Below are 24,732 nucleotides of genomic sequence, written 5' to 3'. Positions count from 1 at the left end.
GGTCATTGGCGTGTCCGTGTTATCGACTCCGCTCATTGCCGACGCCCTTGCCCGGTTGTTCGCCAGGGTGGTCAATCCCAGCCCCAAACCAGGCGTGCGGTTCTCCGATATCGCGGTCGGCAGCGCCGACATCACCGTGCCCACCCGGCACGGTGACACCGCGGCCACCATCTACCGGCCGGATGGTGACCCGGCCGGCGTCTACCTCAACATCCACGGCGGCGGCTTCGTCGTCGGACACCGCGAACAGGACGACCCGTGGTGCCGTTTCCTGGCGGCCCGCGCCGGTGTCGTGGTGGTCAACACCGACTACCAACTGGCCCCCGACCACCGTTTCCCGACGGCCGTCGAGCAGCTCTACGACGTCGCGACCTGGGCGGCCGCCCAGGAGGCGGGCGACCGGCTCTGTGTGGGCGGTCAGAGTGCGGGCGGCAACCTGTCGGCGGCCGTCTCGCGGATGGCACTGACCGAGGGCGGGCCCTCGATCGCTTTGCAGGTGCTGCATTATGCGCCACTGGACTTGGTGACGGCGACCGCGCACAAGCGTTCACCGCTGGGCGGCAAGGCCATCCTGAAACCGTGGATGGGTGAGGTCTTCGACACCGCTTACATTCCCGACCACAAGCAGCGCCGCGACCCGCTGGCCTCCCCGGCCTGGGGTGACAACGCCGACGATATCGCAGGCATCGCACCGGCTTTGGTGATCGCGTGCGAGTACGACCGGTTGCGCGACGAGGCGTCCGACTATGCCAAGAGCCTGGACGCCGTCGGTGCGCTCCTCGACTATGTCGAGGTGCCGGCCGTCGACCACGGCTACAACATCATGAGCGACGCCACCGAGGTGACCCGGGGCATGTACGAGCTGATCGCCGGACAGGTGCGCCGCGCCGTCAGCCGGTGAACTGCATACCGTTGACCATATCGAGCAGCGGCTGGGGGAGCGCGCCCAGAGCGAACGTGACGGCCGCGGTGATCGCCACCGTCGCCGAACTCAGGATGCTGGGTACCACCACCGTCGGTGCGTCCTCGGGCGGGTCGGTGAAGAACATCAGCACGATCACCCGCACGTAGAAGTACGCGGCCACCGCGCTGGCCACCACACCGACGACCACCAGCGGAGCGGCCCCGCCCTCGGCGGCGGCCTTGAACACCGCGAACTTGCTGACGAACCCACTGGTCAGCGGGATACCCGCGAACGCGAGCAGGAACAGCGAAAACACCACGCCCACCACGGGATGACGCCGGCCCAGCCCGGCCCACTGAGCCAGCGTGGTGGCCTCCTCGCCGTCGGCGCTGCGCACCAGACCGGCCAGCGCGAAGGCGCCGAGCGTGCTGAAACCGTAGGCGAACAGATAGAACAGCGTCGCCGACAGGCCGGCGCCGTTGAGCGCGATCACGCCGGTCAGGATGAAGCCGGCATGGGCCACCGACGAATAGGCGAGCATCCGCTTGACATCGCTCTGCGATACCGCGGTGATGGTGCCGACGGCCATGGTCAGGATGGCGATCACCCACAGCACCGGGCGCCAGTCGTGCGCCATGCCGGGCAGCGCCACATAGAAGATGCGCAGCATCGCCCCGAAGGCGGCGATCTTGGTGGCCGCCGCCATGAACGCGGTCACCGGGGTGGGAGCACCCTGATAGACATCGGGTATCCACGAATGAAACGGCACCGCACCGACTTTGAACAGCACCCCGACCGACACCAGAGCCACCCCGACCACCGCCATCGAGGTGTCCCCGCCGGTGCGCACAGTAGCGGCGATACCGCTGAGGCCGAACCCGCCCGAGTAGCCGTACAGCATGGCGATCCCGTACAGGAAGAACGCCGACGAGAAAGCGCCCAGCAGAAAGTATTTCAGCGCCGCCTCCTGCGACAGCAGCCGCCGCCGACGAGCCAGCCCGCACATCAGGTACAGCGGCAGGGAGAAGACCTCCAGCGCAACGAACATGGTCAGCAGGTCATCGGCCGCCGGGAAGAGCATCATCCCGGCGACGGCGAACATCGTCAGCGGGAACACTTCGGTCTGGGCCACCACAGCTTTGGCGGCAATCTTCTCCGCGACGCTGCCCGGGACGGCCGCGGCCTGCGGGGTGAAGGCGTCCAGGCCGGGTCCCGCCGGTTCGTCTGTGGCCGGTATCCGCCGTTCGGCGATCAGCAGGGTGCCCAGGATGCCGATGAGCAGCAGGGTGCCCTGCAGGAACAGGGCCGGCCGGTCCACCGCCACGGCGCCGACGGCGGCCGGTGCACCGGCCCCCTCCAGCGCCAGCGCCACCAGCACCACGGACGCCAGTGCGGTGATCTGGCCGCCGATGGCCAGCACCAGCTGGGTGCCGTACCGCTGGCCGCGGGGCAGGAATGCCTCCACCAAGACGCCGGCGACGGCCACCCCGAGAATGATGAGAATCGGTGCGAGCTGGAAGTATTCGATGGAGGGCGGCGGGACGAGTGAAGCGAGGGGAAATTGGTGAGGAAGTGTCATCGCTGTGAACCCTCCGCGGTGGGTGCCGGATCCTGCTGGTGGATGGTGCGCAGCGTGTGGTCGACCGCCGGGTTGATGACGTCCAGCGCCGGCTTCGGGTAGATGCCCAGCACCAACAACAGCACGATCAGTGGTGCCACCACGATCAGTTCGCGGGGCACCAGATCGCGCAGCCGCTCAACACCGTCCCGGACCGGGCCGGTCATCATCCGCTGGTAGGCCCACAGGATGTAGATCGCCGACAGCACCAGCGCGCTGACGGCGAACACCGCCATCGCCGGATACCGGGTGAAGGTGCCGATCAGCACCAGGAACTCCGAGACGAACGGTGCCAGCCCCGGCAGTGACAGCGTGGCCAGCCCGGCGATCAGGAAAGTACCGGCCAGCACCGGGGCCACCTTCTGCACGCCGCCGAAGTCGGCGATGAGCCGGGATCCGCGCCGCGACACCAGGAATCCGGCGATCAGGAACAACGCCGCGGTGGAGATACCGTGATTGACCATGTACAACGTGGAGCCGGACTGGCCCTGACTGGTCATCACGAAGATGCCCAGGATGATGAACCCGAAGTGGGAGATCGAGGTGTAGGAGATCAGCCGCATCACGTCGGTCTGCCCGATGGCCACCACGGCGCCGTAGACAATGCCGATCACCGCCAGGGTGATGATCAACGGCCGGAACGTCATCGACGCGTCGGGAAAAAGCTGCAGGCAATACCGCAGCATCCCGAAGGTGCCGACCTTGTCGACGACGGCCATCATCAGCACCGCGGTGGCGGGGGTGGCTTCGACCGCCGAGTCGGGCAGCCAGCGGTGGAACGGCCACAGCGGGGCCTTGACCGCGAAGGCGAACATGAACCCGAGGAACAGCGCGTTCAGCACGGCGGGACTGGCCCCGAGTTCGCCGTTCGACACGGCAGCGACGATCGCGCGGAAGTCGAAGGTGCCACCGAGAGGAGCGGTGGTCACGACGTAGAGCCCGATCACGGCGGCGAGCATGATGAGGCCGCCGAACAGGTTGTACAGCAGGAACTTCACCGCCGCGGCCGACCGCCCGGCGCCGCCGAATCCACCGATCAGGAAGTACATCGGGATGAGCATCGCCTCGAAGAAGACATAGAACAGCAGCACATCCAAGGCGACCAGGGAGATCAGCACCATGGCCTGGACGGCCAGCGTGAGCGCCAGATAGCTCTGGGTGGAGTGCGACCCGAACCGGGCCGGATCCGCGGACTGATCGCCCGACGCGCCGCCATCATGCCAGCCCGCGATCAGCAGCAGTGGCACCAACACCGCGGTCAGCACCACCAGTGCCAACGCGATACCGTCCACGCCCAGGATGTAGCCGGTGCCGAAAGACGGAATCCATTGATGGTCTTCGACGAATTGGAACTGCGGGCCGCCCGGCTGGAACCGGACGGCCAGCACGACCGCGATGGCCAGCACGGCCAGCGAAATGGTCAGGGCGAGGTAGCGGGCGACTTGCTTTGCGGGCACGATGATCACGACGGCAGCGCCGAGCATCGGTACCGCCCACAGTGCACTCAGCAGACCGACGCCGCTCACCAGATCCTCACCACCAGGAACGCTCCGATCACCAGGGCTGCACCGCCGAGCATCGACAGCGCATAGGACCGCGCGAAACCGGTCTGCCAGGACCGCATTCGCCGTGAGGTTTCACCGATCAGCCCCGCCAAGCCGCGGGTCACACCGTCGACGGCGTCATCGTCGATCTCCACCAGACCGGCGGTGAGCTGCTGACCCGGCCGCATGAACACGTTCTCGTTGAACCGGTCACCGTACAGATCGGCGCGGGCGGCGGCGGTCAATGCCGAAGCCGCGGGCGCGGTTTCGGGGACCGGGCGCAACGCATACATCCGGTAGGCGACGCCGACCCCGATGGCCACCACCGACAAGGTGACCACCGTCAGCACCCAGACCGGGACGGCGCCGTTGGCTTCGTGGCTGCCGACCACCGGTTCCAGCCAGTGCGCCAGGGTGCCGCCGACGGCCAGTAGTGCGCCGGCGCCGACGGACCCTATCGCCAGCACGATCATCGGTGCGGTCATGATGCCGGGGGATTCGTGGGGGTGCACCTCGTGTTGATTCGCCGTCGCTTCGCTCTCCCCAGAGGAAGCCCAGCGCTTCTCGCCGAAGAACGTCAGCAGCATCACCCGGGTCATGTAGAACGCGGTGATTCCGGCACCCAGCAGCGCCGCGCCGCCCAGCAGCCAACCCCTTACACCTCCTGCGGCGAATGCGGTCTCGATGATCGCGTCCTTGGAAAAGAAGCCCGCGAACGGCGGCACCCCGATGATCGCCAGGTAACCCAGCCCGAACGTCACGAATGTCACCGGCATGTACTTGCGCAGCCCGCCGTAACGGCGCATGTCGGTTTCGTCGTTCATCCCGTGCATCACCGACCCGGCGCCGAGGAACAGTCCGGCCTTGAAGAATCCGTGGGTGAGCAGATGCATGATCGCCACGGCATAGCCGGCGGGGCCGAGTCCCGCGGCGAGCACCATATAACCGATCTGCGACATGGTCGACGCGGCAAGGGCTTTCTTGATGTCATCCTTGGCGCAGCCGATGATCGCACCGAAGAGCAGGGTCACCGCACCGACCACGGTGACGGCCAGCTGCGCGTCGGGGGCCAGGTTGAACACCGGCCCGGATCGCACGATCAGATACACCCCGGCGGTGACCATAGTGGCCGCGTGGATGAGCGCCGACACCGGGGTGGGGCCCTCCATCGCGTCACCCAGCCAGGACTGCAGCGGCACCTGCGCGGACTTGCCGCACGCCGCGAGCAGGAGTAGGAACCCGATCGCGTTCAGCGAACCCTCGGACAGGCCCGGCGCCGCCCCGAAAAGCCCGGCGTAGGAGACGGTTCCGGCCGTACTGAACATCACCATCAGGGCGAGTGCCAGGCCCATGTCGCCGACCCGGTTGACGATGAACGCCTTCTTTGCTGCGGTGGCCGCCGACGGTTTGTGCGACCAGAAGCCGATCAGCAGGTAGGAGGCCAGGCCGACACCTTCCCACCCCATGTAGAGACCGAGGTAGTTGTCGGCCAGCACCAGCAGCAGCATCGCCACCACGAACAGATTGAGGTATGCGAAAAACCTTCTGCGGTCGGGGTCGTGACTCATATAACCGATCGAGTAGAGGTGGATCAACGACCCGACCCCGGTGATCAGCAGCACGAAGCAGATCGACAAAGCGTCGATCTGCAACCCGAAATCCACGTGCAGCGCACCCACGGGCACCCAGGAGAACAGCGTCTGCTGGATCACCCGGTCCTCTGCGTCGCGGCCCAGCAGGTCGGCGAACAGTACCGCGCCCACCGCGAACGAGGCCAACGCCGTCGCGCAGCCCAGCAGATGCCCCCACGCATCCGTGGCGCGGCCCCCGAGCAACAGCACCACCGCTCCGGCCAGGGGCAGGGCGATCAACAACCAGCTCATGTGCGCCATCAGTTCTTCAGCAGACTGGCGCCGTCCACGGACGCCGATTGCCGGGCCCGGAAGATGGTCATGATGATGGCCAACCCCACCACCACCTCACACGCCGCGACCACCATGGTGAAGAACGCGACCACCTGACCGCCGAGGTGCCCATGCATCCGGGAGAAGGTGACGAACGCCAGGTTCGCCGCGTTGAGCATCAATTCGACGCACATGAACATGACGATGGCGTTGCGGCGCAACAGCACCCCCGCGGCCCCGATGGTGAACAGCAGGGCCGACAGGTACAGGTAATTCGCGGGATTCATCACTTCCTCCCGGTGCGGGGAACAAGAACCGTGCTGACCGAGGTACGGGCCGCGGTGCCGTCGGGCAACCGGGCCGGGGTGTCGACGGCGTTGTGCCGGGCGTACACACCGGGATTGGGCATCATGGTCGGGTACCCGCCGGGGGCGAAGCGTTCGACGGCCAGCTCGCGTTGGGTCTTGCGGCGGTCGAACCTCTCCCGGTGCGCCAGCACCATCGCGCCGAGCGTTGCGGTGATCAGCAGTGCGCTGGTGAGTTCGAACGCCCACACGTAGCGGGTGAAGATCAGCGCCGCCAGACCCTCGACGTTGCCACCGCGGTTGGCCGCCTCCAGCCCGGCGAACCCGTTGACCGACACGTTGCCGATGCCGCCGATCAGCAGCACCCCGAAGCCGACGCCGGCGACGATGGCCGCAACCCGTTGGCCGCGAATGGTTTCCACCAGCGACTCCGAGGTGTCCACGCCGATGAGCATGAGCACGAACAGGAATAGCATCATCACCGCGCCGGTGTAGACCACCACCTGCACGATGCCGAGGAACACGGCGTCCTGGGCGATGTAGAGCACCGCCAGGTTGATCATCGTGATGGCCAGGAACAGCGCCGAGTACACCGCCTTGGTGGCGGTGACCACGCCGACGGCACCGAGCACGGCCAGCGTCCCGACGATCCAGAAGGTGACGGCCTCGGTGGTCGAGGTGCGGGTCAACCCCTCGGCGAGCAGCGTGCCGGTCATCGGGCCGGGACCTCCGGAATCCCGAGGTCCCGCAGACCATCGGCGGTGATGTTGCCGCGGTAGTAGTCCTCGTCGGTGCTGCCCGGCGCCATCTGGTGCGGCGGCGCGGTCATCCCGGGCTGTAACGGCGCCAACAGCTTGTCCTTGCCGTAGATCAGGTCGGCGCGGTTGTCATCGGCCATCTCGTAGTCGTTGATCATGGTCAGCGCCCGGGTGGGGCAGGCCTCGATGCACAGCCCGCAGCCGATGCAGCGCAGATAGTTGATCTGGTACACCTGTCCGTACCGCTCGCCCGGCGAGAAGCGCCGGCTCTCGGTGTTGTCCGCGCCCTCGACGAAGATCGCATCGGCCGGGCAGGCCCACGCGCACAATTCGCAGCCGATGCACTTCTCCAGTCCGTCGGCGTACCGGTTGAGTTGGTGCCGGCCGTGATAGCGCGGAGCCACCGGGCCGGGCTCTTCCGGGTACTGCTCGGTGATCGGCTTCTTGAACATCGTCTTGAAGGTGACACCGAACCCGGCGAGTGCGTCGCCGACTTTAGACATCTGCGGCCTCCTTGTGCGGTAACGGGGGCACCGGGAAGGCCCCGGCGTCGGGGGGTATGGGTGCCGCGGCGGTGTTGTGCCGCAACGCATGCCACAGCACCAGCAGCAGGGCGGCAGCGGCGATGACACCGACGCTGACCACCGCCGTCATCCACGACGGGTGGCCCGAGGCGCGCAACTGATGGGTGACGGCGACGACGACGATCCAGCCCAGCGACGCCGGGATGAGGATCTTCCAGCCCAGCGCCATGAACTGGTCGTAGCGCAGCCGCGGCAGGGTGGCGCGCAACCAGATGTAGAAGAACAGGAACGTCCACACCTTCGCGACGAACCACAGCAACGGCCACCACCCGGTGTTCGCGCCGTCGATCAGGTTGAACGGGAAGGGGGCGTGCCAGCCGCCGAGGAACATGGTGGTGGCCAGCGCCGACACCGTCGTCATGTTGACGTACTCGGCGAGCATGAACATCGCGAATTTCAGCGACGAGTACTCGGTGTGGAAGCCGCCTACCAGTTCGCCCTCGGCTTCGGGCAGGTCGAACGGCGCCCGGTTGGTCTCGCCGACCATCGATGTCACGTACACCAGGAAGGACGGCAACAGCAGGAACACATACCAGGTGTCGTGCTGGGCGGCGATGATGCCCGAGGTGGACATGGTGCCCGCATAGAGGAACACCGCGGCGAAGGACAACGCCATCGCGATCTCGTAGGAGATGACCTGGGCGCTGGAGCGCAACCCGCCCAGTAGCGGGTAGGTCGAGCCGGATGCCCAGCCGGCCAGCACTATTCCGTACACCCCGATGGAGGTGACCGCCAGCACGTAGAGCACCGCCACCGGCAGGTCGGTGAGCTGGAGCGGCGTGGTGTGCCCGAAGACCGATACGTTGCCACCCATCGGGATGACGGCGAACGCCATGATCGCCGGGATCACCGCCAGCACGGGCGCCAGCAGGTAGATCGGTTTGTCCACGCCGGTCGGGATGAGCCCCTCCTTGAGGGCCAGTTTGATCCCGTCGGCCAGGCTCTGCAGCAGCCCGAACGGGCCGACCCGGTTGGGGCCGAACCGCATCTGCATGCGGCCCAGCACTTTGCGCTCGACCAGGATGGCCACCAGCACGGTCAGGAGCAGGAAGACGAAGATGCCCAGCGCCTTGGCCAGCATCAGCCACCGCGCGTCGTGGCCGAACGAGGTCAGGTCGGGGTAGTTCGTCACGCCGGCTCGATTCGCACGATGTCACCGATGCCGGCGGCCAAAGTGGCGTGCACCGCCGACCCAGGTGAGTTCAACGGCAGCCACACCACTCGATCGGGCATCTCGGTGATCTCCAGTGGCACCACGATGGCGCCCCGGTCGGTGGCCACCCGCAGCGCCTCGGTGCAACCGATTTCGGCCGCGGTAGCCGCGGACAGTCGCGCCACCACCGGCCGGGCGGTGCCGGCCAGATACGGTTCGCCGTCCTGTAACCTGCCGGCGTCCAACAACATCCGCCACGACGACAACACCGCTTCTCCCGGGCCCGGCTGCACCGGCCGGGCCGGGAAATCCGGTGCGGGCGCCGGCCGGCCTTGCCACCCACCCAGTCGGGCCAGGTCGGCACGCACCCGCGCCGGGTCGGTGAGGCCGAGATCCACCCCCACCTCGTCGGCGAGCGCGGCCAGCACCCGCATATCGGAGGTCGCCGACGGTGGCAGCGCGCTCTCGAACGCCCGGGGGCGGCCCTCCCAGTTCACGAACGCGCCGCTCTTCTCGGTCACCGGTGCCACCGGGAAGACCACATCGGCGCGGGCGGTGATCGCGCTGTGCCGCAATTCCAGGCTGACGACGAAACCGGTGGCCTCGATGGCGGCCAGCGCGGCCGCCGGGTCGGGCAGATCGTCGACCTCGACGCCGCCGATCAGCAGTGCCGCCAGGTCGCCGCGGGCGGCGGCGTCCAGGATGCCCGCGGTGTCGCGACCCGGATTATCCGGCAGCTCTTCGACATTCCACGCCGCCGCCACTTCGGCGCGGGCCGCCGGGTCGGTGATCGGCCTGCCGCCGGGGAGCAGGTTCGGTGCCGCGCCGGCCTCCAGGGCGCCGCGGTCCCCGGCGCGCCGCGGCACCCAGCCGATCCGGGCCCCGGTGGCCTGGGCCAGTCGCACCGCCGCGGAGTAGGCGCCCGGCGAGGTCGCCAGTCGCTCGCCGAGCAGGATGATGCTGCCGGTGGGCAGGTCGGCGCGCAGTCCGTCCAAGGCCGCGGCCTCGGCGCCGGGTGCCGCGCTGATCAGCCGGCCGCCCATCTTCGTCAGACCTCGGGTGGCGAACGGGGCGACGGCGAGCACCCGCAGTCCGCGTTTGCGGAATGCCTTGCGCAGCCGCAGGAACACGATGGGGGATTCCTCTTCGGGTTCCAGCCCGGCCAGCAACACCGCGGGGGCGGACTCCAGGTCGGCGTAGGTCACCGCGAACGGGCGACCCGCGACCGCGTGGGCCAGGAACTGCGTCTCCTCCGGTGAACTTGTTCTGGCCCGGAAGTCGATATCATTGCTGGACAGCATGATCCGGGCGAACTTGGCGTAGCCGTAGGCCTCTTCGAGGGTCAGCCGCCCTCCGGTGAGGACTCCGGCCGGTCCCGTGGTGAGCCCGCGCAATGCCACCGCGACCGCCTCCGACCACGACGCCGGCCGTTGGCTGCCGTCGGCGTCGCGCAGCAGCGGTGTGGTGATCCGGTCTCCCTGGGTGGCGTAGGTGAACGCCCATCGGCCCTTGTCGCAGTTCCATTCCTCGTTGACCTCCGGATCGTCACCGGCCAGTCGGCGCATCACCTTTCCGCGCCGGTGGTCGGTGCGCTGCGCGCAGCCGGACGCGCAGTGTTCGCATGCGCTCGGCGTGGAGACCAGGTCGAACGGGCGGGCCCGGAACCGGTACGCGGTGCCGGTCAGGGCGCCCACCGGGCAGATCTGCACGCTGTTGCCGGAGAAATAGGAATCGAACGCCGTGTTGTCCGCGATCCCCACCTGTTGCAGCGCACCGCGTTCCAGCAGCTCGATGAACGGATCTCCGGCGATCTGGTCGGAGAACCGGGTGCACCGCGCGCACAGCACGCACCGTTCGCGGTCCAGCAGCACCTGCGTGGACAGGTTGATCGGCTTGGGATAGGTGCGCTTGACATCGGTGAAACGGGAGTCGCTGCGGCCGTTGGACATCGCCTGGTTCTGCAGCGGGCACTCGCCGCCCTTGTCGCAGACCGGGCAGTCCAACGGGTGGTTGATCAGCAGCAGTTCCATCACGCCGTGCTGGGCCTTGTCGGCGGCCTCCGAGGTGAGCTGGGTGCGCACCACCATGTCCGGGGTGGCGGTGGTGGTGCACGACGCCAGTGGTTTGCGCTGCCCCTCCACCTCGACCAGGCATTGCCGGCAGGCGCCCACCGGGTCCAGCAGCGGGTGGTCGCAGAACCGCGGGATCTGGATTCCCATCAGCTCGGCCGCGCGGATCACCAGAGTGCCCTTGGGAACGCTGATCTCGTGACCGTCGATGGTCAGCGTCACCATCTCGACGGATGTGGTGTCGTTGGCCGGGTCAGTCAGCGTCATACACCCACCCCCTTCGCCGTTTGTGCGGTTTCGTCCGCGACACACCGGGCCGTGCGCAGGAATCCGCACAACTGCGGGATGTCGGTCATGCCTGCGCCCCTTCCGTCGCGAACACCGTCGACGCGTACGGGTCGAACGGGCAGCCGGCCCCGATATGCGCTTCGTACTCGTCGCGGAAGTACTTGATGGACGAGATGATCGGGCTGGCCGCGCCGTCACCGAGGGCGCAGAACGACTTGCCCAGGATCGCGTCGGAGATGTCGAGCAGCTTGTCGATGTCGGCGCGCTCCCCGCTGCCGGTCTCCAGCCGCTCGAAGATCTGGGCCAGCCAGTAGGTGCCCTCCCGGCACGGCGTGCACTTGCCGCACGACTCGTGGGCGTAGAACTGGGTCCAGCGCCGCACCGCGCGCACCACGCAGGTGGTCTCGTCGAAGATCTGCAGCGCCTTGGTGCCGAGCATCGAGCCCGCACCGCCGACACCTTCGTAATCCAATGCCACGTCCAGGTGTTCCGGGGTGAGCATGGGTGTCGACGATCCGCCCGGGGTCCAGAACTTCAGTTGGTGCCCGGCCCGCACCCCGCCGGCGTAGTCGAGCAGTTCGCGCAGGGTGATGCCCAGCGGCGCCTCGTACTGGCCGGGACGGGTGACGTGGCCGGACAGCGAGTACAGGGTGAACCCGGGCGATTTCTCCGAGCCCATCGATTTGAACCAGTCCACCCCGCGCCGCACGATCGGCGGCACGCTGGCGATGGATTCGACGTTGTTGACCACCGTCGGGCAGGCGTACAGTCCGGCCACCGCCGGGAACGGCGGGCGCAGCCGGGGCTGACCGCGCCGGCCTTCCAGCGAATCCAGCAAGGCGGTCTCTTCACCGCAGATGTACGCACCGGCCCCGGCGTGCACCACCAGGTCCAGATCGAAACCCGAGCCCAGGATGTCGCGGCCCAGATAACCCGCCTCGTAAGCCTCCTCGACCGCGGCCCGCAGCCGGCGCAGCACCGGCACCACCTCGCCGCGCACGTAGATGAAGGCCTGCCGGGCCCTGATGGCGTACGACGCGATGATGGCGCCCTCCACCAGCACGTGCGGGGTGGCCATCATCAACGGAATGTCCTTGCAGGTACCGGGTTCCGACTCGTCGGCGTTGATCACCAGGTAATGCGGTTTGGGATCCGCCTGGTTGATGAACGACCATTTCTGTCCGGTCGGGAAGCCCGCGCCGCCGCGTCCACGCAACCCGGATTCCTTCACCAGGGCGATCACCGCGTCGGGTTCCATGTCCAGCGCCGCGTCCAGCGCCTGGTATCCGTCGTGCCGCAGGTAGGTGGGTAGCGTCCAGGATTGCGGGTCATCCCAGTAGCTGCTGAGCACGGGTGTCAGGGCGGTCATCGTTGCTCCTTGGCGACCCGCAGGCCGGCGAGCGTGGCCGCGCCCGGTGCGGAGCTGTCCGGCGCGCCCGGATCGACACCGGCCAGGATGCGCGCGGTCTGCCGGAAGGTGCACAACGTGGCTCCGCGGCTGGGTTGCACCGGCCGGCCGGCGCGCAGTTCGTCGGCGAGTTCGCGCACCGAGAAAGGGGTTTGGTTGTCGAAGAACTCCCAATTGACCATGACCACCGGGGCGAAATCGCAGGCCGCGTTGCACTCGATGTGTTCCAGGGTGATCGAACCGTCGGCGGTGGTCTCCCCGGCGTGCACGCCGAGATGGTCCTGTAGCACTTCCAGCAGCGCGTCGCCGCCCATGACGGCGCACAGCGTATTGGTGCACACCCCGACCAGATAATCCCCGGTGGGGGTGCGGCGGTACATGGAATAGAACGTCGCGACCGCCGTCACCTCGGCGGGGCTGAGGTCCAGTTGGCTTGCGCAGAACCGCACGCCGGCGGGGGTGAGGTAACCGTCTTCGGCCTGCACCAGGTGCAGCAGTGGCAGCAGCGCCGAGCGCGGATGCGGGTAGCGGGCGATGATCTGTTCGGCTGCGGGTGCCAGTCGCGTCGTCACTCCTGCCGAATAGTCCTGTGGCCCAGCCGATATCGGCGGACCCGCCTCATCCGGTCGCTGTCCCAGCCGCAATTCGACCGCACTCACCTGTCTACGCCTCCCATCACCGGGTCGATCGACGCGACCGCCGAGATCGCGTCGGCCACCATGCCGCCCTCGCACATCGCCGCCACGGCTTGCAGATTGGTGAACGACGGGTCGCGGTAGTGCACCCGGTACGGCCTGGTGCCGCCGTCGCTGACGATGTGTACGCCCAGCTCGCCGCGCGGGGATTCGACCGCCACGTACACCTGGCCGGCGGGCACCCGGATGCCCTCGGTGACCAGTTTGAAATGGTGGATCAGCGCCTCCATCGAGGTGCCCATGATCTTGGCGATGTGATCGGGTGAATTGCCCAGTCCGTCGGGGCCGAGCTTCAGGTCGGCCGGCCAGGCCAGCTTCTTGTCCGTCAGCATCACCGGGCCCGGCTTGAGGCGCTCGATGCACTGCTCGACGATCTTGAGTGATTCCTTCATCTCGTCGACGCGGATCAGGTAGCGGCCGAAGGCATCACAGCCGTCGGCGGTGCACACGTCGAATTCGTAGGTCTCGTATCCGCAGTACGGCTGGGACTTACGCAGGTCGTGCGGCAGGCCGGTGGAGCGCAGTACCGGCCCGGTGATGCCCAGTGCCATGCATCCGGTCAGGTCCAGGTAGCCGATGCCCTCGGTGCGCGCCTTCCAGATGTAGTTGTCGCGCAACAGCTTTTCCATGTCGAGCAGCTGCCCGGGCAGGTCCTTCACCAATTGCCGCAGCTGGGGCATGGCCTCGTCCGGTAGATCGGAGGCCAGACCGCCGGGCCGGATATAGGCGTTGTTCATCCGCAGGCCGGTGATGGTCTCGAACATGGACAGGATCGATTCGCGGCCGCGGAAACCGAAGAACATCGCCGACATGGCACCCAGTTCCATGCCGCCGGTGGCCAGCGCCACCAGGTGGCTGGAGATCCGGTTCAGTTCCATCATCAGCACGCGGATGACGCTGGCCCGCTCCGGGATGTCGTCGGTGACGCCGAGCAGCTTCTCGACGCCCAGGCAGTAGGCGGTTTCGTTGAAGAAGGGGGACAGGTAGTCCATCCGGGTCACGAAGGTGACACCCTGGGTCCAGGTGCGGTATTCGAGGTTCTTCTCGATCCCGGTGTGCAGATAGCCGATCCCGCAGCGGGCCTCGGTGATGGTCTCGCCCTCGGTCTCCAGGATCAGCCGTAGCACCCCGTGGGTGGACGGATGCTGTGGGCCCATGTTGACGACGATGCGTTCGCCGGCGTGTTCGCGGGCCGCGGCGACGACGGCATCCCAGTCCTGACCGCCGACCACGACGACGGGCGGCTCGCTCTCCACGGTCATCAGTTGTAGGACCTCCGCTGATCCGGCGGCGGGATCTGCGCGCCGTGGTATTCCACCGGGATCCCGCCCAGCGGATAGTCTTTGCGCTGTGGATGCCCCACCCAGTCGTCGGGCATCTCGATCCTGGTCAGCGCCGGATGACCGTCGAAGATGATGCCGAAGAAGTCATACGTTTCGCGTTCGTGCCAGTCGGTGGTCGGGTACACCGAAAACAGCGACGGCACATGGGGATCGGCATCCGGGGCGGCCACCTCCACCCGCAGCCTGCGGTTGTGGGTGATCGACATCAGCGGGTAGACGGCGTGCAGTTCCCGGCCGTGTTCGTCGGGGTAGTGCACGCCGGAGACACCGAGGCACAGCTCGAAGCGCAGGGCCGGGTCGTCTCGTAACGTCTGCGCCACCGCCATCAGGTGCTCGCGGCGGACCTCGAGTGTCAGCTCGTCGCGGAACACCACCACCCGCTCGACGGCGGCGTCGAACACGTCGCGGCCCAGCGCCGCTGCCAGCCGGTCGACCACCTCGTCGAAATAGCCGCCGTAGGGCCGCGGCGAGCTTCCCGGCAGCGCCACCTCGCGGACCAGGCGGCCGTATCCGGACGTGTCGCCGGAACCCTGCACGCCGAACATGCCGCGGCGCACGCCGATGATTTCGAGATCCGGCTCGTCCGTCATGCGATTCCCTCGCAGGCTCGGGTCTCGCATGTCACCCGTTGAGTGGCTTCGCAAGCGTCGCTCATCGCAGCAGCCCCGTCAGCTCGATCGTCGGGCGGGACGCCAGCGCGGCGGCTTCGGCGGCGGCGATGGCCTCGGCCCGGTTGACACCCAGCGGCATCTCGGCAATCTTGGCGTGCAGCTTGAGGATTGCGTTGAGCAGCATCTCCGGGCGTGGGGGACAGCCGGGTAGGTAGATGTCCACCGGCACGATGTGGTCGACGCCCTGCACGACGGCGTAGTTGTTGAACATGCCGCCGGACGAGGCGCACACGCCCATGGCCAGCACCCATTTCGGCTCGGCCATCTGGTCGTAGACCTGGCGCAGCACCGGTGCCATCTTCTGGCTCACCCGGCCCGCGACGATCATCAGGTCGGCCTGGCGCGGGGTGGCCGAGAACCGTTCCATGCCGAATCTGGCGATATCGAAGCGCGGGCCTGCGGTGGCCATCATCTCGATGGCGCAGCAGGCCAGCCCGAACGTCGCCGGCCACAACGACCCTTTGCGGACGTAACCGGCCACCTTCTCCACCGTCGAGAGCAGGATGCCGCCGGGCAGTTGTTCCTCTAGTCCCATGACAATCCTCCCCGTCGCCACACGTAGGCGTAGGCGACGAACACCGTGAGCATGAACAGCAGCATCTCCACCAGTGCGAACATCCCGAGCGAATCGAAGGAGACCGCCCACGGGTAGAGGAAGACGATCTCGATGTCGAAGACGATGAACAACATCGCCGTCAGGTAGTACTTGATCGGAAATCTCTGGCCCGTCGCCAGCTTGGCGTCCTCGGCGGGCAGTAGCGGCTCGATTCCGCATTCGTAGGCTTCGAGTTTGGCCCTGTTGTATCGGCGCGGGCCGATCAGCACGGCGATACCGACGGAGCCGACCGCGAATGCCGCCGCGATCAACCCGAGAACGAGAATGGGTAGGTAGATGTTCATAGCTCCCTCGTTGGGCTTTCGATGTGAGCTATGACACAGCTTAGTCACGCTACCGGTCGGGCCGGCGCATTTTGGCTAGGATCGAACGAACAGCTGGGCCCCGCACGTCGTCATCGGTGACCACGTGAAGAATTAACGGCCACAGCGCTTTTCGTGCTGCTTAGAGCGCGGCTCCGCGCAACACGGCGGCCACCGCCTCGCCGAGCCGGATCGGGTCGATCGGATGCGGTACCGCGGCTTCTGCCCGTGACCACGTCGCCAGCCAGGCATCATCCGCGCGCCCCGTCAGCACCAGGATCGGCGGGCCGTCGGTGATTTCGTCCTTGAGCTGTTTGGCCAGCCCGAGCCCGCCGGCCGGTGCCGCCTCACCGTCCAGAATTGCCAGATCGAACCCGCCACCGGCGATCTGCTGGACCACCATCGGCGCGGTCGCGACGTCCAGATAGGTCAGTTCGGGCAGATCAGGGTGTACGCGGCGGCCCAGTGCGGACCGCACCGCATCGCGGGTGCGGGGGTTGGAGCTGTACACGAGGATCCGGACCTGCGCATCGGTGTCGGCCACCTCTGCGATGCTACGACTGCCGGACGAAGACCGCGGTGGCTTCGATGTTCACCGCTTCGCCCATCATGCCCATCAGATTGCCGTCGACGCCGTAGTGCAGCCGGTTCAGCGTCGTGGTGGTCTGCAGTCGCAGGGCACCATCGCCGATGGCGCGCACATTGGTGGGCAGCTCGAGCTCGCGCTGGACGCCCTTGACCGATAGCTGCGCGTGCAGCAGCACCCAGCCCGGCCCGGTGATCTCGGCCGACTCCACCACGACCGCGATACTGGGAAAAGCCTGTACGTCGAAGAAGTCCGGGGACCGCAGATGCGTGTCGCGTTTTCCGATACCGGTGCTCAGCGATGCGGCGTCGATTTCCAGATGCCCGGCGACGTCGATGGTCTCGCCGTCGGCCGCGGCCCGGCCGGATCCGGTGACGCGACCGAAGGTGCCCTTCACATGTGCCAGCCCCCAGAAGGTCGGGCTGTGGAACTCCAGCGTCGTGCGGCCGGGGTCCAGCCGCCAGTCGCCGATCCAGTCGGTGCTACTCATGACGTCAACGGTGCCATATCCGCGGGGTCGAAGTACTCGTCGATGCGGGTGATCAGGCCGTCTGGACCCACCTTGATCACGATGCAGACCCGTAGCGCGATCGAGGAGCCGCCTGCGACATCGGCATGCAGCACGTGTTGTTGCACGAAGCCGCCGTCGAACAACTGGCGGTCCAGGATCTCGTACCGGCGGGTGGTGGTCCTGCCGATGAACCACCGGATCACCTTCAGCGCGCGGCGCCGGTCGTTGTCGTGCGCATCGCCGCTGTGCCACACCGTGGCGTCGTCGGCCCACAGCGCCTCCACACCGGCGAGGTCGCCACGCTCGATGGCGCCGAACAACCGATTCGCCACGGCAACGGTCATCTTTCCTCCTGCGGTTGACCTCAAGAACTGTTCAGGTTGAACACTGGACGGTATGAGAGAGCGCTTCACATCTGCCTACGAAACGAACACGGCGCCTTGGGTGATCGGCGAGCCCCAGCCCGCCATCGTCGAACTGGTGCGCTCCGGCGCGCTGGGCGGCCGCATCCTGGACGTCGGCTGCGGGCTGGGCGAACACACGATCCTGTTGACCCGTCTCGGCTATGACGTGCTTGGGATCGACTATGTCGCCGAGGCGATAGCCCAGGCCAGGCGCAACGCCGAGAGCAAGGGGGTTCAGGCGCGCTTCGAGGTCGCCGATGCGCTGAATCTCGGTGCAGAGCCCGGCCACGACACCATCCTGGACAGCGCGCTGTTCCACATCTTCTCCGACGCCGACCGACCGCAGTATGTAGCCAGTCTGCACCGGGCGTGCAAGCCAGACGGCGTCGTGCACGTGCTGGCGCTCTCGGATGCCGGACGCGGGTTCGGCCCGCAGGTCGGCGAGGACACCATCCGGTCGGCGTTCGGGTCGGGGTGGGATCTGGAGGATCTGTCCATCACGACCTACCGCGGTGTGGTGGGGCAGGCGCACGCCGAGCCGCTCGGGTTGCCGGTGGGGACGATGGTGGACGAACCGGCGTGGCTGGCCCGGGTGCGGCGGCGCTAGCACGGCCGGGTCACTCCCGCTCATACCCGGGATGCGCGACGGCCAGCCGGTGCGCGACCAGCGCATGCAGGGCCGGCAGTACCTCGTCACCGCTGTCGCCTGCCCTGATGGATGCGGCCAGTGCGGACTCATCTTGGAAGCCCAAAGCGCTCAGCGCCTGACGGGGCGCGTCCGCGGTCTCGTCGAGCAGTTCGCGTTCCACGATTCGCAGCACGTTGGCCGCGACCCGGGCGTGAAAGTTCAGTGCCCCGCCGTCGGCGAGCCGACCATTGGGACCGGCGGCCGAACGCACCTCGGTCTCCAGGAATTCCGCCACGGCGGCCACCAGTTCGGCGGCGGTCGGTTTGTAGTGCAGACTCATCCGGCCTCCAAAAGTGTTAGCAGGTCGTATTCGGTCTCGCACACCCGGCGGCCGATGGCGGCCAACTCCACCGAGCGGGTCTGCCCGGACCGGTGCCGCTCGTACTGATAGCGGCAGATGACGCCCCAGCGCAGGGTGGCCAGCACCAGCCACCAGTGCAGGCTGTCCCGGTCGATCGGGGCGCCACCGGCGGATTCATAGGCGGCGACGAACTCCTCGATGCTGCCCAGGCCGCCGGCACCCAGCTCCTTGGGTGCGCCGAACCGCCAAGCCCGGATGCAGAACCAGGCCAGATCGTCGGCGGCCGCACCGACATGGGTGAGTTCCCAGTCCAGCACGGCGGCCAATCGCCCGTCGTCGACGATCAGGTTTCCCATCCGGAAGTCCCCGTGCACCAGCACCGGGGCCGTGGGCGCCGGGCGATTGCGTTCCAGCCAGCGAAACGCGTGCTCGAAAGTGGCGGTGGTATCGCCCATTTCGTCGAGTTGCTGGCGCCAGTCCGCCAGCGGGTCGGAGACGGGTAGGCCGATGCCGTCCGGGTCGGCGCGGTGAATGCGCGCCAGCGCCTGCGCACATTGGGTCAGCAGCGCGGCCCGCGAGGTGTCGTCCAGCGTGCGGGCGATCTTGCGGACGATGGTCTCACCCGCGACGAACTCGCACACCAGGTAGGGATTACCGAGCGGTTCAACAGCATTGGACGCGGCCAGAATCCCCGGCACCGGTGCTCCGGCCGCCTCGGCCCGGCGCAGCGCCGCGGCTTCCAGTTCCATCCCGGCGTGCACCTCATCGGGTGGTCCGGTGCGCAGGATCAGCTGTCTGCCGTCGGCGGTGAACGCCCAGGTGGCCCGGCTGGCACCGCCGGTGAGTACCCGGAGGTCCTCGATCCGGTCGGCCCCCACGATGCCCGCCAGCGCGGTGGACATCCGCGAGGCGTCGATCATTTGCGGCCGAACTTCAGCATCCGCTGGGCGACCCGGCGGATCTGGATCTCCTCGGCCCCCTCGGTGATCCGGTAGCGGCGGTGGTGCCGGTAGATGTGTTCGAACGGTTCATGCCGGCTGTAGCCGACACCGCCGTGGATCTGCATCGCCCGGTCGGCGGCCTCGCATACCAGCCGGTTGGCCCGGTAGTTGGCCATCGACACCTTGTCCGAGACCTCCATGTGGTGATCGCGATCCAGATGCCAGGCCGCGTAATAGACCAGCAGCCGCACCATCTGCGCTTCGGTCTGCAGCTCGGCCAGCGGCCACTGCACCGCCTGATTCACCGAAAGCGGCTTGCCGAACACGATCCGGTCGCCGGCATACTGCGCGGCCCGGTCGATGCAGTACTGGGCCGCGCCCAGGCTGCTGGCCGCTTGGCGGATCCTGTTCTCGTGCAGGAAGGTCTGGCCGACCTCCAGGCCATGGTCGACCTCGCCGAGCACCGCGTCGTCGGGCACCCGGACGTCTTTGAGTTCGACCTCGCCGTGGTCACTGGGCATGTTGAACGTCCACCAGTAGTAGGGGACGGTGAAACCCGGTGTGTCGGTGGGTACCAGGAAGGCGGTGATACCCGTCGCCGACGCGGCCGAGCCGGACGTTCTGGCGAAGATCAGGTCGTGGGTGGCGCGATGAACCCCGGTGTTCCACCGCTTGTTGCCGTTGATCACCCAGCCGTCACCGTCTTTGACCGCGGTGGTCTCCAGCCAGGTCGCGTCGCTGCCGTGATCGGGTTCGGTCAGCCCGAATGCCATCGAGCGGGTTCCGGTGAGCATCGCCTCGACCCATTCGGCTTTCTGCGCCTCGGTGCCGAACCGGCTCATCATGATGACCTGTGGGAAGTTGCCGACGATCGACGACTCGTCCTGCAGATCGTTGTGCAGCCCCAGACCTTTGTGCGCCAGGTGTTCCCGGATGACGGCCATGTCCAGGTTGCTGCCGCCGCGACCGCCGAACTCTTCCGGCAGCCCGTATCGCAGCCAGCCGGCGGCATCGGCGCGCCGGCGCATCTCGTCGAGCAGATCCTCCCACTCCCGCGTCGGCACGCCGCCGTTGTCCAGGTCGGTCCGGGCGAACTCCCGGCGCCGGTCGAAGTACTGCATATTCTCGCGTTCCAGCGGTGTGATCTCGGCCTCGATGAAGGCGTCCATCTCGGCGAGCAGCCCCGGAAGGTGTTCGGGTAAAGCGAAATCCACTCTGATCTCTCTTTCGTCCTCTAGAAGCCGTACAAGGTCTTCTTCCAGATCGTCGACAGTGTCTTGATGGCGTCCTGGTCGCTGATCTGCAATTCCGAACCGGGATTGCCGACCACGACGGCGGTGAAGTTCTCGAACAGCAGCGCGATCGCGGCGGCGATGTGTTCGGGCTCCAGCTCCTGGGCGTATCCCTGCTCGCGGGCCCGCCGTACGGAGCCGGCGACCATGTCCATCCCGAACCGGCGGAACTCGTGCTGCACCGCGGCGAATCGCGGCTGGGTGGCCCCGAGTTGGGCGACTGCGATCATGATGCCGATGTTCTGTTTGAACAGATTCCAGTAACCGGTGACCACCGTGGTGAAGTATTCGGTGTCCTGGGGGGAGTCGGGCAGCGGCACCCGGGCGCCGGACGGTTCCACGATGTCGTGCAGGAACGATTCGGCCAGTGAGGCCAGCAGGTCTTCCTTGTCATCGAAGTAGCGGTAGAACACCGCCGAGGATTTGCCGGCCGCCGAGGTGATATCCGCCAGGGTGGTGCCGTGAAAGCCGCGCTCGGCGAACAACTTCCGGGCCGCCAGCTCGATGGCTTCGCGGGTCTGGCGGCCCTTGGTGGTCAGTGACTCGGCGGGCGTCATCTCAGGCCAGGATGCGATCACCCGCGCGCAGCAGCGCGCTGGGCAGTTGGTGGCCGACAGCATCCTGTGCCACCTTGGCGGCGTCGATCGCGGCGTCCAGGTCGACGTCGACGTCGATATCGCTGTCGCGCAGCAGATAGACCAGATCCTCGGTGGCGATATTGCCGGACGCGCCCGGCGCGAACGGGCAGCCGCCCAGCCCGCCGACGGAGGCGTCCAGCCGGGTCACCCCGGCCTGGACCGCCGCGTATGCGCTGGCCAGTCCCGCTCCGCGGGTGTTGTGAAAGTGTGCGCCGAGTGGGATGTTCCCGATGATCGGTTTCACCTTGGCGATCAGCGTGCTGACCCGGCGCGGCGTGGTGGTGCCGATGGTGTCGGCGATGGCGATCCGGTCCACTCCGAGTTCGACTGCGGCCATGGCGATGTCGAGGACATCACGCACTGGGGTGGGGCCGTCGAACGGGCAGTCCCAGGCGGTCGCGATGATGACCTCCACCGAGGCGTCGTTGTCATGGGCGATGCGGGCCACGTCGGCGATCGCCGCGGTGGCCTCGCGGCTGGAGCGGCCGACGTTGGCGACGCTGTGTGCGTCCGAAGCCGACACCACATACTCGATGGAGCGCAGCCCGGCTGCGATGGCACGCTTGGCCCCGTTGGGGCTGGCCACCAGGGCCGAGAACTCCACGCCGGGGAACCGGTGCAGTTCTTGCGCCAATTCCGCGGCATCGGCGAGGGCGGGCACCTTGGACGGCGAGACGAAGGCGGTCGCTTCGATCTCGCGCACCCCGGTGGCCACGATCGCTTCGAGCAGTGCGACCTTGGCGGCCAACGGGATCGGTGCCTCGATCTGCAAGCCGTCGCGCAGGCAGACCTCGCGGATGTCGACCTTCATAACACGCCTTCCTCGCGCAGCGCCGCGACCTCCTCGGCGGACAAGCCGAGCAGTCCGGTGTACACCTCGTCGTTGTGCTGACCGGGCCGTGCCGAGCCGGCCGTGCGCACCGAGCCCGGGGACTCGGACAGCACCGGAACCACGCCGGGGCCCTTGACGTTTCGCCCGATCCGTTCGTCGTAGTGGTCGGCGATCATCCCGCGGGCCTGCAGTTGCGGATCGGCGACCACCTCGGCGACGGTGTTGATCGGCCCGCTGATCACGCCGGCCTTCGACAATGTCTCGATGATCTCGTCGGGCTGGCGCTGCGCGGCCCAATCGCCGATGATCTTGTCGATCTCGTCCTGATTGCGGCCACGCGCAACGTGATTGGCGAACCGGTCATCGGTGGCCAGCTCCGGGCGGCCCATCGCCGCACACAACCGGCGGAACACGGTGTCCTGGTTCGCGGCGATCACCACCCAGCTGCCGTTGGCGCTCTGGTAGATGTTCGACGGTGCGATGCCTTCCAGCCGGGTGCCCGACGGGCCGCGCACCACCCCGCCGATGTCGTAATCGGGGATGGTGGATTCCTGAATGGCCAAGCAGGATTCGGTCAGTGCGGTGTCGACGACCTGTCCAACGCCCGTGACACTGCGCCGGTACAGCGCGGCCAACGCGCCCTGGGTGGCGAACATCCCGGCCAGGCTGTCGCCCAGGGACAGCGCCAGCCGCGGGGGCGGGCCGCCGGGGAATCCGTTCATGTGCCGCAGGCCGCTGGCGGCCTCGGCGACCGAGGCGTACCCGGCCTTGCCTGCATCCGGCCCGGTCTGTCCGTAGCCGGACACCCGCACCAGGATGATGCCCCTGTTGCGTTCGCTCAGCACGTCGTAACCCAGGTTCCACTTCTCCAGGGTGCCCGGCCGGAAGTTCTCCACGATCACATCCGAACGTTCGACCAGGTCCAGAAACAGGTCGCGGCCGCGTTCGGTGCGCAGGTCCAGGGTGACGGCCTTCTTGTTGCGGGCGTGCACGGTCCAGAAGAAGTGGTGCCCGTCCAGTTCGGCCTGCCCCCAGGTGCGCAGCGGGTCCGGCGTGGACGGCAGCTCGATCTTGAGCACCTCGGCACCCATGTCACCCAGTAGCCGGCCGGCGAACGGGCCGGAGATCAGGGTGCCCAGTTCGAGGACGCGCACCCCGTCCAACGCGCCGGTCGTCGTCATACGGAGAACCCGTGCCGGTGCAGCCAGTCGGTGCAGATGCCGACGGCCTGACGCAGCGTCCCGCGCTGATCGGGTCCGGAGTAGTAGTGATTGGCGCCGGGGATCTCGTACATCTCCTTGTCCGGATGGCCGATCGCCTGGTACAGCCGGCGGGTGTGGCTGGGGGTGCAGGCGTCGTCGGCCAGGTTGCCGATCACCAGCGCGGGCACCGCGATGTCCGGGCCGGCCTTCACGGCGTCGCCGTTGGCATCGTCATAGCTCCACTGTGACAGCCAGCTGCGCAGGGTGCAGAAGCGGGCGAGCCCGACGGGGGAGTTGTTCACCACCTGCGGATCGCCCAGATAGCAGGTGCCCGGGGTGCGTTCGTTCGGGTCGACCGTCGGATCCAGCCAGCGCGGATCGGCCATGGTGCCGTGCACCACGAACGCATACTCTTCAACATTCGCGCCGGGGCGTCCACTGGCTCTTATCTCGGCGAGCTTGTCCTTGACCCAGGCCGTGATTCGCCGATTCCGGGCGATCTGCGCCTGGTGGTAGCGGTCCAGGAATTCGGATGTGTACGGCGGCTGGTTGGGATTGTCCGGGTTGTACAGGTCCAGCTCGGGATCCCGCTTGGACGGGTCGTTCTCGTCGAGGATGGAGGCGTCCATCCATTCGGTCATGGTGCCGTGCCGGCTGATGTGCGCGGCCAGCAGCATGATGCCATCGGCCGGGACGAGCCCGAGCTTCGTCAGATCGGGGCCGTCGCCGGACGGGCTGGCGGTGACGGTCGGGTGCTGCGCCTGCTGTTGGTAGAACACCGACAGCGAACCGCCGCCGCTCCAGCCGGCGAGCACCACCTTGGAGTAGCCGAGCCGGTTCTTGGCGTCTTTGATGCACTCGCCGAGGTCCTCGACCACCTTCTCCATCAGCAGCGCGGAGTCGGTACCGCGGAACCTGCTGTTGCAGTAGATGACGTGATGGCCGGCCCGAGCCAGCGCGTTAATCATCGGCAGATAGGCGCCACCGCCGATCGGGTGCATGAACACCAGCACGGTGTCACTCTGTTTGGTCTTGGGCTTGAGTAGATAGCTCTCCAGCACCACCAGTTCGGCGACGCCGCCGTACACATCGCGGACGCTGGAGGTGTTCTGGTAGGCGACCAGGTACGGGATGCGCTCGTACTCGAACTTGACGGGTGCTTCGGTGACTGTCAT

At 67.4% G+C, this 24,732-nt stretch carries 26 protein-coding genes; 2 read left to right on the top strand and 24 right to left on the bottom strand.

Annotated elements, in window-relative coordinates; genetic code table 11:
* Window positions 1-10 precede the first annotated feature (10 nt).
* On the top strand, window positions 11-901 hold the full coding sequence (locus tag ACXPWS_RS22585) for an alpha/beta hydrolase (protein WP_458708790.1): 891 nt from the start codon (window positions 11-13) through the stop codon (window positions 899-901).
* On the opposite strand, the gene nuoN is transcribed toward ACXPWS_RS22585, so the two are convergent.
* From nuoN to ACXPWS_RS22500, 17 genes are all read right to left on the bottom strand, one after another.
* Window positions 891-2,483, bottom strand: a complete 1,593-nt coding sequence (gene nuoN / locus ACXPWS_RS22580) for an NADH-quinone oxidoreductase subunit NuoN (RefSeq protein WP_458708789.1) — start codon at window positions 2,481-2,483, stop codon at window positions 891-893. The two genes, ACXPWS_RS22585 and nuoN, sit on opposite strands and share 11 nt — an antisense overlap.
* Window positions 2,480-4,006: an NADH-quinone oxidoreductase subunit M gene (locus tag ACXPWS_RS22575; protein ID WP_458713654.1), complete on the bottom strand. Its 1,527-nt coding sequence runs from the start codon at window positions 4,004-4,006 to the stop codon at window positions 2,480-2,482. Before ACXPWS_RS22575 ends, nuoN begins: the two co-directional genes overlap by 4 nt.
* A 38-nt stretch (window positions 4,007-4,044) precedes the next feature.
* A complete protein-coding gene (nuoL, locus tag ACXPWS_RS22570; protein ID WP_458708788.1) occupies window positions 4,045-5,958 on the bottom strand; it encodes an NADH-quinone oxidoreductase subunit L in 1,914 nt (637 codons plus the stop codon).
* A complete protein-coding gene (gene nuoK, locus ACXPWS_RS22565; RefSeq protein WP_458708787.1) occupies window positions 5,958-6,257 on the bottom strand; it encodes an NADH-quinone oxidoreductase subunit NuoK in 300 nt (99 codons plus the stop codon). The genes nuoL and nuoK overlap by 1 nt, the downstream gene beginning before the upstream one ends.
* Window positions 6,257-6,991 (bottom strand): NADH-quinone oxidoreductase subunit J, encoded by a 735-nt coding sequence (locus tag ACXPWS_RS22560; protein WP_458708786.1) that lies wholly within the window; start codon window positions 6,989-6,991, stop codon window positions 6,257-6,259. The genes nuoK and ACXPWS_RS22560 overlap by 1 nt, the downstream gene beginning before the upstream one ends.
* A complete protein-coding gene (gene nuoI / locus ACXPWS_RS22555) occupies window positions 6,988-7,536 on the bottom strand; it encodes an NADH-quinone oxidoreductase subunit NuoI (RefSeq protein WP_458708785.1) in 549 nt (182 codons plus the stop codon). The genes ACXPWS_RS22560 and nuoI overlap by 4 nt, the downstream gene beginning before the upstream one ends.
* Window positions 7,529-8,698: an NADH-quinone oxidoreductase subunit NuoH gene (nuoH, locus tag ACXPWS_RS22550; protein ID WP_458713653.1), complete on the bottom strand. Its 1,170-nt coding sequence runs from the start codon at window positions 8,696-8,698 to the stop codon at window positions 7,529-7,531. The genes nuoI and nuoH overlap by 8 nt, the downstream gene beginning before the upstream one ends.
* Before the next feature lie 47 nt (window positions 8,699-8,745).
* Window positions 8,746-11,106, bottom strand: a complete 2,361-nt coding sequence (locus ACXPWS_RS22545; protein ID WP_458708784.1) for an NADH-quinone oxidoreductase subunit G — start codon at window positions 11,104-11,106, stop codon at window positions 8,746-8,748.
* A gap of 85 nt (window positions 11,107-11,191) precedes the next feature.
* Complete coding sequence (nuoF, locus tag ACXPWS_RS22540; RefSeq protein WP_458708783.1) at window positions 11,192-12,496, bottom strand: NADH-quinone oxidoreductase subunit NuoF; 1,305 nt, start codon at window positions 12,494-12,496, stop codon at window positions 11,192-11,194.
* Window positions 12,493-13,194 (bottom strand): NADH-quinone oxidoreductase subunit NuoE, encoded by a 702-nt coding sequence (nuoE, locus tag ACXPWS_RS22535; protein WP_458708782.1) that lies wholly within the window; start codon window positions 13,192-13,194, stop codon window positions 12,493-12,495. The genes nuoF and nuoE overlap by 4 nt, the downstream gene beginning before the upstream one ends.
* On the bottom strand, window positions 13,191-14,492 hold the full coding sequence (gene nuoD / locus ACXPWS_RS22530) for an NADH dehydrogenase (quinone) subunit D (protein WP_458708781.1): 1,302 nt from the start codon (window positions 14,490-14,492) through the stop codon (window positions 13,191-13,193). Before nuoD ends, nuoE begins: the two co-directional genes overlap by 4 nt.
* Window positions 14,492-15,193 (bottom strand): NADH-quinone oxidoreductase subunit C, encoded by a 702-nt coding sequence (locus ACXPWS_RS22525; RefSeq protein WP_458708780.1) that lies wholly within the window; start codon window positions 15,191-15,193, stop codon window positions 14,492-14,494. The genes nuoD and ACXPWS_RS22525 overlap by 1 nt, the downstream gene beginning before the upstream one ends.
* A gap of 31 nt (window positions 15,194-15,224) precedes the next feature.
* The gene (locus tag ACXPWS_RS22520) at window positions 15,225-15,779 is read right to left on the bottom strand and encodes a NuoB/complex I 20 kDa subunit family protein (RefSeq protein WP_458708779.1); all 555 of its coding nucleotides are present in this window, start codon (window positions 15,777-15,779) and stop codon (window positions 15,225-15,227) included.
* Window positions 15,770-16,144 (bottom strand): NADH-quinone oxidoreductase subunit A, encoded by a 375-nt coding sequence (locus tag ACXPWS_RS22515; protein WP_458708778.1) that lies wholly within the window; start codon window positions 16,142-16,144, stop codon window positions 15,770-15,772. Before ACXPWS_RS22515 ends, ACXPWS_RS22520 begins: the two co-directional genes overlap by 10 nt.
* A 160-nt stretch (window positions 16,145-16,304) precedes the next feature.
* On the bottom strand, window positions 16,305-16,706 hold the full coding sequence (locus ACXPWS_RS22510; RefSeq protein WP_458708777.1) for an Rv3143 family two-component system response regulator: 402 nt from the start codon (window positions 16,704-16,706) through the stop codon (window positions 16,305-16,307).
* 10 nt (window positions 16,707-16,716) lie between these two features.
* Window positions 16,717-17,238 carry a YceI family protein gene (locus ACXPWS_RS22505; protein WP_458708776.1) on the bottom strand — a complete coding sequence of 174 codons (522 nt, stop codon included), beginning with the start codon at window positions 17,236-17,238 and terminating at the stop codon, window positions 16,717-16,719.
* A complete protein-coding gene (locus ACXPWS_RS22500) occupies window positions 17,235-17,603 on the bottom strand; it encodes a nuclear transport factor 2 family protein (protein ID WP_458708775.1) in 369 nt (122 codons plus the stop codon). Before ACXPWS_RS22500 ends, ACXPWS_RS22505 begins: the two co-directional genes overlap by 4 nt.
* A 52-nt stretch (window positions 17,604-17,655) precedes the next feature.
* Here ACXPWS_RS22500 and ACXPWS_RS22495 point away from each other — a divergent pair, with 52 nt between their 5' ends.
* Entirely contained in the window at window positions 17,656-18,270 is a 615-nt protein-coding gene (locus ACXPWS_RS22495; RefSeq protein WP_458708774.1) for a class I SAM-dependent methyltransferase, read from the top strand.
* Window positions 18,271-18,280: 10 nt separating this feature from the next.
* Here the strand turns inward: ACXPWS_RS22495 and ACXPWS_RS22490 are convergent, their stop codons facing one another.
* The 7 genes from ACXPWS_RS22490 to ACXPWS_RS22460 are packed head-to-tail and all read right to left on the bottom strand — an operon-like array spanning window position 18,281 to window position 24,732.
* Complete coding sequence (locus tag ACXPWS_RS22490; RefSeq protein WP_458708773.1) at window positions 18,281-18,631, bottom strand: DUF6285 domain-containing protein; 351 nt, start codon at window positions 18,629-18,631, stop codon at window positions 18,281-18,283.
* The gene (locus ACXPWS_RS22485; RefSeq protein WP_458708772.1) at window positions 18,628-19,572 is read right to left on the bottom strand and encodes a phosphotransferase family protein; all 945 of its coding nucleotides are present in this window, start codon (window positions 19,570-19,572) and stop codon (window positions 18,628-18,630) included. The genes ACXPWS_RS22490 and ACXPWS_RS22485 overlap by 4 nt, the downstream gene beginning before the upstream one ends.
* On the bottom strand, window positions 19,569-20,807 hold the full coding sequence (locus ACXPWS_RS22480) for an acyl-CoA dehydrogenase family protein (protein ID WP_458708771.1): 1,239 nt from the start codon (window positions 20,805-20,807) through the stop codon (window positions 19,569-19,571). The genes ACXPWS_RS22485 and ACXPWS_RS22480 overlap by 4 nt, the downstream gene beginning before the upstream one ends.
* Before the next feature lie 20 nt (window positions 20,808-20,827).
* Window positions 20,828-21,442, bottom strand: coding sequence for a TetR/AcrR family transcriptional regulator (locus ACXPWS_RS22475; RefSeq protein WP_458708770.1), 615 nt, complete (start codon window positions 21,440-21,442; stop codon window positions 20,828-20,830).
* Between the two features lies 1 nt (window position 21,443).
* The gene (locus ACXPWS_RS22470; RefSeq protein ID WP_458708769.1) at window positions 21,444-22,334 is read right to left on the bottom strand and encodes a hydroxymethylglutaryl-CoA lyase; all 891 of its coding nucleotides are present in this window, start codon (window positions 22,332-22,334) and stop codon (window positions 21,444-21,446) included.
* On the bottom strand, window positions 22,331-23,536 hold the full coding sequence (locus ACXPWS_RS22465) for a CaiB/BaiF CoA transferase family protein (protein ID WP_458708768.1): 1,206 nt from the start codon (window positions 23,534-23,536) through the stop codon (window positions 22,331-22,333). Before ACXPWS_RS22465 ends, ACXPWS_RS22470 begins: the two co-directional genes overlap by 4 nt.
* On the bottom strand, window positions 23,533-24,732 hold the full coding sequence (locus tag ACXPWS_RS22460) for an alpha/beta hydrolase family protein (RefSeq protein ID WP_458708767.1): 1,200 nt from the start codon (window positions 24,730-24,732) through the stop codon (window positions 23,533-23,535). Before ACXPWS_RS22460 ends, ACXPWS_RS22465 begins: the two co-directional genes overlap by 4 nt.

The sequence above is a fragment of the Mycobacterium sp. BMJ-28 genome (assembly GCF_054404835.1).
This window is presented reverse-complemented; position numbering and strand designations above follow the sequence as displayed.

What these genes read in the sequence shown, in the direction of transcription:
- ACXPWS_RS22475 (WP_458708770.1), bottom strand. Translation starts at nt 21,442, where the DNA reads ATGACGCCCGCCGAGTCACTGACCACCAAGGGCCGCCAGACCCGCGAA.
- nuoK (WP_458708787.1), bottom strand. Translation starts at nt 6,257, where the DNA reads ATGAATCCCGCGAATTACCTGTACCTGTCGGCCCTGCTGTTCACCATC.
- ACXPWS_RS22500 (WP_458708775.1), bottom strand. Translation starts at nt 17,603, where the DNA reads ATGACCGTTGCCGTGGCGAATCGGTTGTTCGGCGCCATCGAGCGTGGC.
- nuoF (WP_458708783.1), bottom strand. Translation starts at nt 12,496, where the DNA reads ATGACCGCCCTGACACCCGTGCTCAGCAGCTACTGGGATGACCCGCAA.
- ACXPWS_RS22575 (WP_458713654.1), bottom strand. Translation starts at nt 4,006, where the DNA reads ATGCTCGGCGCTGCCGTCGTGATCATCGTGCCCGCAAAGCAAGTCGCC.
- nuoD (WP_458708781.1), bottom strand. Translation starts at nt 14,492, where the DNA reads ATGACCGTGGAGAGCGAGCCGCCCGTCGTCGTGGTCGGCGGTCAGGAC.
- ACXPWS_RS22490 (WP_458708773.1), bottom strand. Translation starts at nt 18,631, where the DNA reads ATGAGTCTGCACTACAAACCGACCGCCGCCGAACTGGTGGCCGCCGTG.
- ACXPWS_RS22505 (WP_458708776.1), bottom strand. Translation starts at nt 17,238, where the DNA reads ATGAGTAGCACCGACTGGATCGGCGACTGGCGGCTGGACCCCGGCCGC.
- ACXPWS_RS22560 (WP_458708786.1), bottom strand. Translation starts at nt 6,991, where the DNA reads ATGACCGGCACGCTGCTCGCCGAGGGGTTGACCCGCACCTCGACCACC.
- nuoN (WP_458708789.1), bottom strand. Translation starts at nt 2,483, where the DNA reads ATGACACTTCCTCACCAATTTCCCCTCGCTTCACTCGTCCCGCCGCCC.
- ACXPWS_RS22525 (WP_458708780.1), bottom strand. Translation starts at nt 15,193, where the DNA reads ATGCGAGACCCGAGCCTGCGAGGGAATCGCATGACGGACGAGCCGGAT.
- ACXPWS_RS22470 (WP_458708769.1), bottom strand. Translation starts at nt 22,334, where the DNA reads ATGAAGGTCGACATCCGCGAGGTCTGCCTGCGCGACGGCTTGCAGATC.
- ACXPWS_RS22520 (WP_458708779.1), bottom strand. Translation starts at nt 15,779, where the DNA reads ATGGGACTAGAGGAACAACTGCCCGGCGGCATCCTGCTCTCGACGGTG.
- ACXPWS_RS22485 (WP_458708772.1), bottom strand. Translation starts at nt 19,572, where the DNA reads ATGATCGACGCCTCGCGGATGTCCACCGCGCTGGCGGGCATCGTGGGG.
- ACXPWS_RS22495 (WP_458708774.1), top strand. Translation starts at nt 17,656, where the DNA reads ATGAGAGAGCGCTTCACATCTGCCTACGAAACGAACACGGCGCCTTGG.
- ACXPWS_RS22460 (WP_458708767.1), bottom strand. Translation starts at nt 24,732, where the DNA reads ATGACAGTCACCGAAGCACCCGTCAAGTTCGAGTACGAGCGCATCCCG.
- nuoH (WP_458713653.1), bottom strand. Translation starts at nt 8,698, where the DNA reads ATGCTGGCCAAGGCGCTGGGCATCTTCGTCTTCCTGCTCCTGACCGTG.
- nuoL (WP_458708788.1), bottom strand. Translation starts at nt 5,958, where the DNA reads ATGGCGCACATGAGCTGGTTGTTGATCGCCCTGCCCCTGGCCGGAGCG.
- ACXPWS_RS22465 (WP_458708768.1), bottom strand. Translation starts at nt 23,536, where the DNA reads ATGACGACGACCGGCGCGTTGGACGGGGTGCGCGTCCTCGAACTGGGC.
- ACXPWS_RS22515 (WP_458708778.1), bottom strand. Translation starts at nt 16,144, where the DNA reads ATGAACATCTACCTACCCATTCTCGTTCTCGGGTTGATCGCGGCGGCA.
- ACXPWS_RS22545 (WP_458708784.1), bottom strand. Translation starts at nt 11,106, where the DNA reads ATGACGCTGACTGACCCGGCCAACGACACCACATCCGTCGAGATGGTG.
- nuoI (WP_458708785.1), bottom strand. Translation starts at nt 7,536, where the DNA reads ATGTCTAAAGTCGGCGACGCACTCGCCGGGTTCGGTGTCACCTTCAAG.